Annotated in this window: 9 protein-coding genes and 1 other RNA gene; 2 read left to right on the plus strand and 8 right to left on the minus strand. The window is 64.7% G+C overall.

Annotated elements, in window-relative coordinates:
- The first annotated feature begins 98 nt into the window (after nucleotides 1–98).
- Nucleotides 99–866, plus strand: a complete 768-nt coding sequence (locus L6D77_RS07810; RefSeq protein ID WP_232882874.1) for a substrate-binding periplasmic protein — start codon at nucleotides 99–101, stop codon at nucleotides 864–866.
- Here the strand turns inward: L6D77_RS07810 and L6D77_RS07815 are convergent.
- Nucleotides 863–1,357, minus strand: a complete 495-nt coding sequence (locus L6D77_RS07815; RefSeq protein WP_232882873.1) for a DUF2938 domain-containing protein — start codon at nucleotides 1,355–1,357, stop codon at nucleotides 863–865. The two genes, L6D77_RS07810 and L6D77_RS07815, sit on opposite strands and share 4 nt — an antisense overlap.
- Nucleotides 1,358–1,442: 85 nt before the next feature.
- On the opposite strand from L6D77_RS07815, the gene L6D77_RS07820 reads away from it, so the two are divergent.
- Nucleotides 1,443–1,844, plus strand: coding sequence for a helix-turn-helix domain-containing protein (locus L6D77_RS07820; RefSeq protein ID WP_232882872.1), 402 nt, complete (start codon nucleotides 1,443–1,445; stop codon nucleotides 1,842–1,844).
- A 4-nt stretch (nucleotides 1,845–1,848) separates the two neighbouring features.
- On the opposite strand, the gene L6D77_RS07825 is transcribed toward L6D77_RS07820, so the two are convergent.
- The 7 genes from L6D77_RS07825 to L6D77_RS07855 form a co-directional block, all read right to left on the minus strand.
- On the minus strand, nucleotides 1,849–3,798 hold the full coding sequence (locus tag L6D77_RS07825; protein WP_232882871.1) for a hypothetical protein: 1,950 nt from the start codon (nucleotides 3,796–3,798) through the stop codon (nucleotides 1,849–1,851).
- A 29-nt stretch (nucleotides 3,799–3,827) separates the two neighbouring features.
- Complete coding sequence (locus tag L6D77_RS07830) at nucleotides 3,828–4,265, minus strand: hypothetical protein (RefSeq protein WP_232882870.1); 438 nt, start codon at nucleotides 4,263–4,265, stop codon at nucleotides 3,828–3,830.
- A 118-nt stretch (nucleotides 4,266–4,383) separates the two neighbouring features.
- An RNA gene (gene ffs, locus L6D77_RS07835) (signal recognition particle sRNA small type) lies at nucleotides 4,384–4,480 on the minus strand.
- A gap of 119 nt (nucleotides 4,481–4,599) precedes the next feature.
- A complete protein-coding gene (ligA, locus tag L6D77_RS07840) occupies nucleotides 4,600–6,954 on the minus strand; it encodes an NAD-dependent DNA ligase LigA (protein WP_232882869.1) in 2,355 nt (784 codons plus the stop codon).
- A gap of 101 nt (nucleotides 6,955–7,055) precedes the next feature.
- Nucleotides 7,056–7,943, minus strand: coding sequence for a cell division protein ZipA (gene zipA / locus L6D77_RS07845; RefSeq protein ID WP_232882868.1), 888 nt, complete (start codon nucleotides 7,941–7,943; stop codon nucleotides 7,056–7,058).
- Between the two features lie 204 nt (nucleotides 7,944–8,147).
- The gene (gene smc / locus L6D77_RS07850; RefSeq protein ID WP_232882867.1) at nucleotides 8,148–11,636 is read right to left on the minus strand and encodes a chromosome segregation protein SMC; all 3,489 of its coding nucleotides are present in this window, start codon (nucleotides 11,634–11,636) and stop codon (nucleotides 8,148–8,150) included.
- A 3-nt stretch (nucleotides 11,637–11,639) separates the two neighbouring features.
- Entirely contained in the window at nucleotides 11,640–12,299 is a 660-nt protein-coding gene (locus L6D77_RS07855; RefSeq protein WP_232882866.1) for a GntR family transcriptional regulator, read from the minus strand.
- Between the last annotated feature and the right edge of the window lie 140 nt (nucleotides 12,300–12,439).

Raw genomic sequence — 12,439 nt, forward strand, 5'->3', positions numbered from 1 at the left:
GCGCTAATGCTAGCGGAGCGAGGGGGAAATTGCACCCTGCGGATCTCGTCTAAGCTCAGCAGCAGGCGCAGCCAGGGGCTGATCAGGGAGGATGAGACGTGCGGCGAGCCTTGGTCATCCTGTGGTTATGCAGTACATGCAGCCTGGCCGAGCCGCCTGTACTGCGTTTTTCCGTGGCCGAAAGCTGGAGCATGCCGCTGATGCGCATCGAGCAGGGGCAGCCGGCAGAGGGCATTCTGTTCGAGTTGATGCAGGCTGCGGCCCGCGAAGCAGGGGTGCAGGCGCAGTACCATGTGATGGCCCGGCTGCGGCTGCAGGAGGCCATGGAGAACGGCGACATCGACGTGCGCTGCTACGTCTCCACCCAATGGTTGACCAACCGCCCCGGCGATTACCTGTGGAGCATCCCACTGATCGAGCAGCGTGACCTGCTGGTAGGCCGCCCGGGCGACACCGTCACCACCCCCGACGCTCTCCCTGCGCAAGCGCTTGGCACCGTGCTGGGCTACAGCTACCCCACCCTTGAGCCATTGTTCACCCGCGGCCAGCTACGGCGCGAGGACAGCCGCAACCAGCTTCTGGCCCTGCAGAAGCTCCAGGCCGGGCGCTATCAGCATGCGGTGAGCAACCAGTTATCGCTGCAATGGTTCAACCGTGGGCTGCCACAGGCGCAGCAGCTGCATGGGCTGGCGGTACTGGAAGAACAGGCACTGGGCTGCATGGTGCGCAACGATCCGGCGTTACCGACGCAGGCGATGCTGAGAGCATTTGTGCGGCTGAAGCAATCCGGGGAGATCGAGCGGATCATCGGGCGTTACACCCAAGGCCTCACTGTGCAACCCGTGGCCGACGGCAAGGACCACTAGCCTAACAAGCCACGCGCGCCCAGCGCGGCCAGGTACAGGCCACCCCCGAACACGCAATGCGTCCCCAGGCTGCGCAGGCAGCTTTTCACCGGTGCAGGCGTATTGGCAGCAAAGTACCCCGCCCCCAGCGCCGGCTGTATCACGCACAGCGGCACCAGCACCGAAACAATCCCGAACAGCAAGGCCGGGAGTGCCGTCGGTTCACGCAACCAAGGCACTCCAACCAGCCCCACCAGGAGTGCGGCGAACAACAACCCGGTGACATAGTGCAGCAGCCAGCCCCACGCCAGCTCACCGCGAACAGCTTCGGCCTTGCCAATCGCCGCATGCCGCCAGCGCCCTTTCAGCAAGTGCCCTGCCCAACGGCCGATCATGGCGTAGTTCAGGGTCGTGATACCCAGGCGCCTGAGCAACAGCGTCCACAGGTCCATCACCAGCGTGGCGACGATGCCGATGAACAGCGTGGAGTAGATCAACGAGGTTACGGTCATGACGGATGCCCTTGGCAGATTGACGGAACAGGTCTTTGCCAAGCAGCATGCAAGTTGAAGTCAACTTCAAGTCAAGAGGCCACCGATGGATATTGCCGATGTCGCCAGGTGCAGTGGTGTACCGGCGTCGACCCTGCGTTACTACGCCAACAGGGGCCTGCTAACGGCGTTGTCCGGCCGGGGTCAGCGTCGCCAGTTCCCGGCCGACACGCCACAGCGCCTGGCGTTGATCGCCCTGGGCCAGGCGGCCGGCTTTTCGCTGGATGAAGTGGCGGCGATGCTGGCCGAGCAGCAGGTCGACCGGCAATTGCTGCTGGCCAAGGCCGACGAGATCGACCAGCGGATCAAGCGCCTGCAGGCGATGAGCAAGGGGTTGCGGCATGCGGCGGTGTGCCCTGAAGAGCATCACCTGCAGTGCCCGACCTTCCAGAGGTTGATGACAGTGTCCGCCAGCCAGGGCAAGCGCGGCCGAGCGCCGCGCGAGTGAGCCGTCAATAGCCGTGCAGTTCGCGGAACGGCTGGCTCTTGTGGTAGGTGATCCACTCTTCCACGTCGTAGGGCAGGTACAACTGGCGCCGCGCCCGCGACAGGGCGATATACACCGCGCAGATACGCGCATCGAACGCGTAGGCATCCTTGAAGCGGTTGGTGGTCATCAGCTCGGGCGTAAGCAGGACATGATCGAACTCAAGGCCCCCGGCCTCCTCGGCCATCATCAGCAACAGGCTGGTACGTTGCTCGGCGACCCGCGCCGCCAGGGTGGTCAAGTCTGCCAGTTTGAAACCGTCCTGCAGCCGTGCCTCGACCCACAGGAACGACTCATCGAAACGCTCGGCCTCGCGCACCTGCTGCCAGTCGAGCATGTGCGCGAAGTGCGGGTGTGGCCCTTCGGCGTCCTGCACCGGGCCATGGATTGCCGCCCGGAACAGGCCGACCGCAGTGGCCATGAAGCGCCGCATATCGGGCCAGTCGGGGAATTTCAGCAGGCAACCGGACTCGGCCAGCTCCATGGCCCAGCGCATGCTGTCCCAGCGCGAGGCAGTCAGCACCACGCAGCCGTCGGGCGGGGTGAAGCCCTGGGGAAACAGCTCGATACCGACATCGACGTTGCGCGCCGCCTCGAAGGCTACTTTCGACTTTTGCGAATGCACGTCGATCAACGGGTTGATCAGGCGCTCGACCTTTGGCCCGGAGCGCACGGCGAAGGCGATATCCTTTTGCCGCACCTGGCGCTCACGCCGCACCACGGCGCCGGAGGCCTTCTGGTATTCGTCGCCCAGGGTGATCAACACCTGCCGCCCGCGCTCGATGATCTGCAGCAGCGAGCCCGGCACGTCCTGGCTCTCGTCGATGATCACGTGGCTGAAGCGAGTAGGCACGCTGCAGCCGCCCAGGCTGGCACGTTTGATCAGCAGCAGCGCCTCGAAACCGGTCTGCGCGCCCCAGGCCGAATGCGACTCCAGGTAGCGCCACAGCCGGCTGGCATATTCGAGCAGGACCTGGGCGTCGACGCCCGACAGCGCCTGACGGAAGAACGGCAGGTGGCGATTCGACAGGCTGTAGTCACGTGACTCGCAATAGCTGTGCAGCACTTCGAGGCAGATATCCAGGGCATGCCCGGCGTCGTACTGGCGCAGCCCGACAATGCCGAGCTCTTCGGCCAGCTTCAGCTTGCCAGGGCCTCGCGCTGCTGCCCTGCCGTTGGCTGGTTGCGCATCCTTGAGCAGGGCCTTGGCGAACTGACCGAAGGTCATGCCGACCTTTGACTGCGGGTCCAGCCCCATTCGCTGGCGCAGGGTGCCAAGCTTGGCCGGTGTGCGCGCCAGGGCCAGCACCCGCCCGCGCGGCAGGCAATCCATCAACGCGCCGAGCAGGTAGCTCTTGCCGATGCCGGCGTAGCCCTGGACATGGATGTCTTCGTCGAGGTTGGCGCGGATGACCTTGAGCAGCTTGTCCTGCTCGACGGTCAGCCAGCGCTCGTTGTCGAAACCGGTCACCACCTGCTGGCTGAAGGGGTTGTCGGTTTGCTGCCGGCGGAGCCTGAAGTCGAAATCCCACTTGCCGTCGGCCAGCAGGTAATCCCTGCCCTGCACCTCTTCTGCGCTGAGCAGGCGCAGCTTCGAGGCCTTGATCACCTCGAGGCCGAAGTACAGTTTGCGTGCATCGAACAGCCGATGTGCTTCCGAGAGCAGGCTCACATCAGCCGAATGGAGGCCATCGACAGACCAGGCCAGCAACTTGCCCAGCACCTTCTCCGCCGCCGGCGCATCGAGCTTGCCCTGGGCCTGGGCAAGGTTCTGGATCACCAGCAAGGCCGCCAGCTCAGGGTCGCTCAGCGCGTCCAGGGCGGGCGCGCCTTCGGCCTGCAGCAACCCCTGGCAGCGCTCCAGGGTGATGGGCAGGAAGACAGGGCAGGAGAAATTGAAATGTTCAGGCTGCATGTGCGCTCAATGTCCAGGCAAAGGCTGATTCAGGGCGTGTCGGCATCCGGCGCCTGGCCAACCCGCAGTTCGAACTGGTATGCACCCAGTGACCCCGACATCCCGCCAGGATGGCTGTCACTCGGCTGAGGCTCATCGAGCACGCCATCGAGTTCGTGCAATGCCAGTTCCAGCAACTTGCGCAGGTCACGCACGCTGCCGGCCGATACGTTCAAGTGAAGGTCCAGCAAGGCCTGGGGCGCGGCAACAGGCGCTGGGGGCGTGGCCTCGGCGAGAATGCGCTCGTGCTCCTCTTCCATCTGGTCGAGCACCCGCGACAACTCCAGCACCCGCTCGGGGCTGGCGGCCATCTGGTCCTTGATTTCCAGGCGGCGCATCTGCCACTCCCGGATCTTGTGACGGGTAAGGTCGTCGACATGTTCCACGGTCGCTATCTCCTGGCCGAACGCAATGAACGCTGGGGGCATGATAAGACGCCACGCACGATTGTGCAGGGGTTAAGGCTTAGGTGGGCGTAAAGAAAGGGTACAGGCGGGGTACGAAAGGTGCGCGAAGCGAAAAAGCCTGCGCCCAAAATGGAGGCGGCCCCACCAGCCACACCCCGGCACTCGATGTTCCCGCTATGGCTGCTCCCTTCCGGGCCTGACCAGGTTAACGGGTAATCAATGCGGGGGGACCGATGGGGCCACCACGACGGCTCGCCAAGTGACGAGCCGCGCCATTGTACCTGTCAGCGACGAAGTTACAACCTTTGCATCAAGAAAAAAGCATCATTTCTCAATGACTTGTCCCGCGACGCTGTCAAACGGCGATACCCTGCCCCGCCATAAAGGCAACGAACTGCTCCTCGTCCAGCACCTTGACTCCCAGCTCACCGGCCTTGGCCAGCTTCGAGCCGGCACCGGGGCCGGCAACCACGCAATGAGTCTTGCCGGAGACCGAACCTGAGACTTTCGCCCCCAGGCTTTCCAGCTTCTCTTTGGCGATATCCCGGCTCATGCGCTCCAGCGTACCGGTGAGCACCCAGGTCTGGCCGGCCAGGGGCAGGCCCTCGGCGGTTTTCTTCTCGCAGGACCAATGCATGCCGAACGCGAGCAACTGGGCTTCGATGGCCCGGGCCAGCTGCTGGTTGGCCTCGACCTTGAAGAACTCGCGCACACCCTCGGCCTGCTTGGCACTCAACGCCTGGCGCAAGTCGATGCCATCGGCGGCGATGATCTTGTCCAGCGTGCCGAGCTTGTCCACCAGCTTCTCGGCGCCGGTCGGGCCGACCGAAGGGATGTCGAGCTTGGCCAGCATCCCGGCCAGTGTGGTGCAGGCGGCAAACTCGGCGGCGAGCTCACCTTCGTCCTGCAGTTGCATGCCACTGGCCAGCAATTGCGCGATCACCTCGCGGTTGTGCTCGGCCTCGAAGAAGTTGTGGATCTCGTAGGCCACTTCCAGGCCAATGTCCGGCAGGTAGGTGAGCACCTGGGGCAGCGCCACCTGGACCCGCGCCAGGCTGCCCAGCGAACGGGCCAGCACCTTGGCGGTCTCCTCGCCGACATCGGGGATGCCCAGGGCAAAGATGAAGCGCGCCAGGGGCGGACGCTTGCTGGCCTCGATGGCTTCGAGCAATTTGCGGCTGGACACCTCGGCGAAGCCTTCCAGCGCAACCACTTGCTCGAACTCAAGCGTGTAAAGGTCGGCCGGCGAGCGGATCAGGCCTTCATCGACCAGTTGCTCGACGCTCTTCTCGCCCAGGCCGTCGATGTCCATGGCCCGGCGCGACACGTAGTGGATGATCGCCTGCTTGAGCTGGGCTGCGCAGCTCAAGCGGCCGACACAGCGGTACACCGCGCCTTCGCTGGTGGTCGCCTTGCCCTTGCTGCGTTTGACCAGCTGCGTGCGCTCGACCTGCGAGCCGCACACCGGGCAGGCGCTGGGCACCTGCACCGGCCGGGCATCGGCCGGGCGGCGCTCGGTCACCACCTGCATCACCTGCGGGATCACGTCGCCGGCACGGCGGATGATGACCGTGTCGCCAATGCACAGGCCAAGCCGGGCGACTTCGTCCATGTTGTGCAGGGTGGCATTGGACACGGTGACCCCGGCCACCTTGACCGGCCTCAGCCGCGCCACGGGCGTTACCGCGCCGGTACGGCCGACCTGGAATTCGACGTCGAGCACCTCGGTCAGCTCTTCCATGGCCGGGAACTTGTGGGCAATCGCCCAGCGCGGTTCACGGGCGCGGAAACCCAGCTCGCGCTGCGCGGCCAGGCTGTTGACCTTGAACACCACCCCGTCGATCTCGTAGGGCAGCTCATTGCGCCGTTCGCCGATATCCCGGTAGTAGGCCAGGCACTCTTCGATACCGGCCGCGTGCCGGAGCTCGCGGCTGATGGGCAGGCCCCAGCCCTTGAGCTTCTCGAGAATACCGATATGGCTGTCACCGAAAGGCTCCGACACCTGGCCGACGCCGTAGCAGCAGAACTCCAGCGGGCGGCTGGCGGTGATCTTCGAGTCCAGCTGGCGCAGGCTGCCGGCGGCGGCGTTGCGCGGGTTGGCGAAGGTCTTGCCACCGGCTTCGGCCTGGGCGGCGTTGAGCCGGTCGAAACCGGCCTTGCTCATGTACACCTCGCCACGCACCTCCAGCACCGACGGCCAACCGTCGCCCTGCAGCCTGAGCGGGATATTGCGCACGGTACGCACGTTGGCGCTGATGTCCTCGCCGGTGGTGCCGTCGCCACGGGTGGCGCCCTGCACCAGCTGGCCGTCGCGGTACAGCAGGCTGACCGCCAGGCCATCGAGCTTGGGTTCGCAGCTGTAATCGACGGCGGCGCGGGCAGCGAACAGATCGCCGCCAGGCAGGTCGAGGCCCTCGACCACGCGACGGTCGAAATCGCGCAGGTCATCCTCTTCGAAAGCGTTGCCCAGGCTGAGCATGGGCACTTCGTGGCGCACCTGGCTGAACGCCGCCAGGGCCGCACCGCCGACGCGCTGGGTAGGCGAGTCGGGGGTCACCAGATGCGGGTGCTCGGCCTCCAGTGCCTTGAGCTCGTTGAACAGCCGGTCGTATTCGGCGTCCGGCACGCTGGGCTCGTCGAGCACGTAGTAGCGGTGGTTGTGCAGGTCGAGCTCGGCACGCAGTTCATGGATTCGGGTTTCGGCGTTCATTTTTTCGTCTTCTCGTGCAAAGCAAAAGAGCAGCCCCAGGCTGCTCTTTTGCTTGAATCATCGCGGCGCGGACCGAGGCGGGAGCCGACCGCTGGTCTGGATCAGCGTTTCTGCGTCAGCGCCCGGCGCTCGAACTCGACGATGCGCTGGCGGTAGTGCTCGATGGTCTGGGCGGTGAGCACGCTGCGCTGGTCGTCCTTGAGCTCGCCGTTGAGCTCGTGGGACAGCTTGCGCGCGGCGGCGACCATCACGTCGAAGGCCTGCTTGGGGTGGCGCGGGCCAGGCAAGCCAAGGAAGAAGCTCACGGCACGGGTGCTGAAGTGGTCGATGTCGTCCAGGTCGAACACGCCGGGCTTGACCGCGTTGGCCATGGAGAACAGCACTTCGCCGTGGCCGGCCATGCTTTCGTGGCGATGGAAGATGTCCATCTCGCCGAAGCGCAGGCCGCTTTCCAGGATGTTCTGCAACAGGGCCGGGCCCTTGAAGCCGCCTTCGTCGCGGGAGATGACGCTGATCACCAGCACCTCTTCCATCGGCGGCAGCTCCCTGGCTGGGGTGCTGGCGCTACTGGCCGCGCCGTTGTTGCGGCTGCCGGTGTCGACAACCACGTCATCATCGCTGTCGGCGAACAGGTCGGGCTCGCGCTCGGCGGCAAGGTTGAGGTCGCCCTGCTGCGGCTCGCTGTTGTTGCGCTTGCCGCGCTTGGGCTGCTTGGCCGGCTTGGGTTCACGCTCGCGCTCACGCGCCGGCGCACTCAGCGACGGCAGGTCGGTCTCGTCCAGCTCGGGCTCTTTGTGCGTATCCAGCACACGTGAAGGGCCAAGCACCTCGGCACTGCCCTCTTCGTCCTGGGCATTGGCGTAGCTACGGTCCAGACGGAACTTCAACTTGCCCTTGCCGCCGCGCATGCGACGCCAGCCGTCGAAAAGAATACCGGCAATGACAATGACGCCGATGAGGATCAGCCACTCGCGCAGACCGATTTCCATGTAATCCCGTGCCTCTATAAAAAATATGCTTGAAAACAAAGGCTTCAAAGGCCTTTAACACGTGGCGCCAACTCTATGTTCTGACAGGCGTTTTACCCACGCAAAAACAAGTGACGTAAAGCTAGCACGACCAAAGGCAACTTTACACCGTCTGTCGCACCTGCTGCGGATTTTACCTGCTTGATCGCACCCAATCTTCCCTCGTCATGCATCGACCATGGCCAAGGCCTCCTCGACATCCACCGCCACCAGGCGCGAGCAGCCCGGCTCATGCATGGTCACCCCCATCAATTGATCGGCCATTTCCATGGCAATCTTGTTGTGGGTGATATAGATGAACTGCACGCTCTCGCTCATTTCCTTCACCAGGCGCGCATAACGCCCGACGTTGGCGTCGTCCAGCGGTGCGTCGACTTCGTCGAGCATGCAGAACGGCGCCGGGTTCAGTTTGAAGATGGCGAACACCAGCGCCAGGGCTGTCAACGCCTTCTCGCCACCGGACAGCAAATGGATCGTGCTGTTTTTCTTGCCCGGCGGGCGCGCCATGATCGTCACCCCTGTATCGAGTAGATCTTCGCCCGTCAGTTCCAGATAAGCGCTGCCACCACCGAAAACTTTTGGGAAAAGTGCCTGTAATCCGGCATTTATCTGATCAAAGGTATCCTTGAAGCGGTTACGGGTCTCTTTGTCGATCTTGCGGATGACGTTTTCCAGGGTCTCCAGCGCTTCAACCAGGTCGGCATTCTGGGCGTCCAGGTAACGCTTGCGCTCGGACTGCTGCTCGTATTCCTCGATGGCCGCCAGGTTGATCGCGCCCAGGCGCTGGATACGCCCATCGAGCTGCTCCAGTTCCTGTTCGGTACCCTGTTCGCTGGCGTGCTCATCGAGCGTGGCGAGCACGCCCGGAAGATCGTAGCCGTCAGCCAGCAGTTGTTCCTGCAGGGTCTTGCGCCGCACATCCAGGCCTTGCGACTCCAGGCGCTGCTGTTCCAGCTGGCCGCGCAGCAGTTGCGACTGCTGTTCGGCCTGGGTGCGACGGCGCTCGGCATCGCGCAGTTCGCGGTCGGCTTCGTCCATGTGCAGGCGGGCCTGGCGCATCTCTTCGTCGACGCTCATGCGCCGCTCAAGCAGTTCTTCCAATTTGAGGCGCAGCTCTTCCTGGGGCGCCTCGCCCTCCTCCAGGTTCAGGCTCAGCTGCTCCTGGCGCTCGCCCAAGCGCGCGGCCTGCTGCTCCAGGCGCTCGAGGGCCTGGCGGGTGGAGTCGTGCTGGGCGCGCAGCGAGCCCAGGCGCACGGCCAGCTGATGGGCATGGTCCTTGTGCTGGCGGGCTTCCTGGCGGATACGGTCAAGGCCTTCGCGCAAGCTGTCGCGCCGGGCCATCAGCTGTTCGCGCTGCTCGGTGTCCTGGGCCATCAGGTCGAGGGCGTCCTGCAGCAGCAGGCGTGACTCACCCAACTGCTCGTGTTCCAGGGCGCGCTGCTCCTGCAGCTCAGCCAGTTCTTCGTTCAGGCGCTTACGGCGCAGCTCAAGCTGCTCGGCACGGGCGCGGCCGGCGGACAGACGCGCTTTAAGTTCGCCATGCTGGCGACCCTCGTCCTGGCTGCGGCGGCGCAGCTGTTCGCGCTGCTCTTCCAGGTCGAGCTGCTGCTCACGCAGACGCTGCAGCTGCTCGTCCAACTGTTCCAACTGCGCCTGCTGCTCCAACTGTTCCTGGCCCAGGCGCTCGATTTCCTGGCCACGGGCCAGCACACCACCCTGGGACTCACCGCCACGGCTGATGCGCAGGAAGTGCCGCCCAACCCAGTAGCCGTCGCGGCTGACCAAACTATGGCCGTCAGCCAAGGTCGGGCGCAGGGCCAGCGCCTGCTCCAGGCTTTCCACCGGCTTGACCTGGCCGAGCCAGGGCGAAAGATCGGTACGCCCCTCGACCTTGTCGAGCAGGCTGCCGGGAATACTTGCCCCTTTGCCATCGCTCAACAGCAGACGCAAATCGCCCTGTTCCAGACTGGCGAATTCGAGGTTGTTGAAATCCTCCAGCAGCACGGCCTGCAGGTCGGCACCCAGCACCGTCTCCACCGCCAGCTCCCAGCCGGGCTCGACCCTCAGGCCTTCGGCCAGGCGCGGGCGCTGCTGTAAACCCTGCTCGCGCAACCAGTCGGCGGCGCCGACGCTCGGTTCCAGCGCAGCTTGCTGCAAGGCTTCCAGGGACGCGAGGCGGCCACCGAGACGCTGCAGATCGCCTTGCTGTTGCTGCTGCGCCTGGTTGGACTGCTGCAGTTGCTCACGCAGCGCCTCGAGCTGCTCGACCACCTGCTGCTCCTGCAGTTGCAGCTCCTCGAGCAACAGTTCGCTGCCGAGCACCTGCTCCGCCAGGTCGAGCATTTCAGCGTCCTGCGGGTCGGCGAGCAGTTGCTCGTCTTCCTCGCCCAGCTTGCGCTGGCGCTCGCCCAGGCGTTCCAGGCTCGTTTCAAGCTGGGCAAGGCGCGCCTGCTGCACTTCGGCCTGGCGGCGCGGCTCGGCGGAGCGGGCGTTGAAGCTGTCCCACTGCTCCTGCCAGCCATGCATGCCCAGCTCGGCCTCTTCCAGCGCCGCAGCGGCTTCTTCGGCGGCGGCCAGGGTAAGTTCCTGCTCAGGTTCGAGCATTTGCAGCTCTTCACCCAAGGTGGCCAGCAACGTGCGGTCATGGCCCAGGTGCGATTCGGTTTCCAGGCGGGTGCGCTCGGCCTCTTTGAGGTCGTCCTGCAACTGGCGCAGGCGCTGCTGGCCGTGCTGGATGCTCTGCTCGACCCGGGCGATATCGCCGGCCACCGAATAGAAGCGGCCCTGCACCTGGTTGAAGCGCTCGGACAACTCGTGATGGCCATCGCGCAGGCGCTCGATGCTGGCATCGGCATTGCGTTGCTCAGCCACCAGCGCCTCGAAGGCGATTTCCTGGTCACCGATGACGCTTTCGCGCTGGCGCACGCGGTCGTCCAGGTCACGCCAGCGCAGGGCCGCCAAGCGAGCCTTGAGCTGGCGTTCCTGGGCCTTGTATTCACGGTATTTTTCGGCGGCCTGGGCCTGGCGGTGCAGGCGTTCGAGCTGACGCTCCAGCTCTTCGCGCAGGTCGGTCAGGCGCGCCAGGTTTTCCTGGGTGCGGCGAATGCGGTTTTCGGTCTCGCGGCGGCGCTCCTTGTACTTGGAGATGCCGGCCGCTTCTTCGATGAAATTGCGCAGTTCTTCAGGCTTGGCTTCGATCAGCTTGGAGATCATGCCCTGCTCGATGATCGAGTAACTGCGCGGGCCCAGGCCGGTACCGAGGAAAATGTCGGTGATATCACGGCGGCGGCACTTGGTGCCGTTCAGGTAGTAGGTGTTCTGCGCGTCGCGGGTGACCTTGCGGCGGATCGAGATCTCGGCGTAGGCGGCGTACTCGCCCACCAGGGAGTTGTCGCTGTTGTCGAACACCAGCTCGATGCTGGCCTGGCTGACCGGCTTGCGGCTGGTGGAGCCATTGAAGATGACGTCGGTCATCGACTCGCCGCGCAGGTTCTTCGCCGAACTTTCGCCCATCACCCAGCGCACCGCGTCGATGATGTTGGACTTGCCGCAGCCATTGGGGCCGACCACGGCCGCCATGTTGCTGGGGAAGTTGACCGTGGTCGGGTCGACGAACGACTTGAAACCGGCCAGGCGAATGCACTTCAGGCGCATCGGTCAGGTCCGCGCCAAGGCCGCCAGCACCAGCTCGCAGCTGCGCTGGCAATAGGCGGCGAGGACCTCGCGGATGCGCGGCTGGTCACGGGCGACCACGGCTTCGAGCAGGCGGGCGAACAGGTTGAGGTAATCGGCCATGTTGGCCTGGCGCTGGTCGAGCGCGAGGTAGTAGGCACGGCTCATGGCCGGCTGCAGGTTCTCGACGGTTTCCTGCAGGTAGGGGTTGTTGGCGAACGGGTAAGCGGCGCGCATTACCGCGAAACTGTCGGCGACGAAGGCTTTGATGTCCTGCTCGGCGTGGGCCTGGGCCAGGCGCTGCTGGATCTCCAGGAACGGGCGCAGGTCGGCCTCGGTGCGCCAATGCAGGGCAACGGCATTGCCCAGCAGGATGTAGAACTCGCCCATCAGCGCGCACAGGCTGCGCACGCTGTTTTCGTCGAGTTCGGTCACATGGGCGCCGCGCCGCGGCAGGATCGCCACCAAGTGGCGACGTTCAAGAATCAGCAGTGCCTCACGCACCGAACCACGGCTGACGTTGAGGGCCTGGGTGACCTTCTGCTCCTGGATACGCTCGCCGGGCGCGAGTTCGCCGCGGATGATCCGCTCGGCCAGGTAGTGGGCAATTTGCTCGGAGAGGCTGTCCGGCGCCTTGAACGTCATGGGTTTCCTTCGAAATCGGATCGCTGTGCACAAGCGCGCGATTGTAGCGCACTTGCCCGGTGCTCGCGCAGGGGGATCACGTGCTTTGTGCGACTGTGCGGTCAACCCTGATGCCCGGCGCGAACTATGCTTGAGGAAGG

Source organism: Pseudomonas parasichuanensis, from assembly GCF_021601385.1.
GTDB lineage: Bacteria > Pseudomonadota > Gammaproteobacteria > Pseudomonadales > Pseudomonadaceae > Aquipseudomonas > Aquipseudomonas parasichuanensis.

Coding starts and splice junctions, on each gene's coding strand:
- L6D77_RS07830 (WP_232882870.1), bottom strand. CDS start 4,265: ATGCCCCCAGCGTTCATTGCGTTCGGCCAGGAGATAGCGACCGTGGAA.
- L6D77_RS07815 (WP_232882873.1), bottom strand. CDS start 1,357: ATGACCGTAACCTCGTTGATCTACTCCACGCTGTTCATCGGCATCGTC.
- smc (WP_232882867.1), bottom strand. CDS start 11,636: ATGCGCCTGAAGTGCATTCGCCTGGCCGGTTTCAAGTCGTTCGTCGAC.
- L6D77_RS07825 (WP_232882871.1), bottom strand. CDS start 3,798: ATGCAGCCTGAACATTTCAATTTCTCCTGCCCTGTCTTCCTGCCCATC.
- L6D77_RS07820 (WP_232882872.1), top strand. CDS start 1,443: ATGGATATTGCCGATGTCGCCAGGTGCAGTGGTGTACCGGCGTCGACC.
- zipA (WP_232882868.1), bottom strand. CDS start 7,943: ATGGAAATCGGTCTGCGCGAGTGGCTGATCCTCATCGGCGTCATTGTC.
- ligA (WP_232882869.1), bottom strand. CDS start 6,954: ATGAACGCCGAAACCCGAATCCATGAACTGCGTGCCGAGCTCGACCTG.
- L6D77_RS07855 (WP_232882866.1), bottom strand. CDS start 12,299: ATGACGTTCAAGGCGCCGGACAGCCTCTCCGAGCAAATTGCCCACTAC.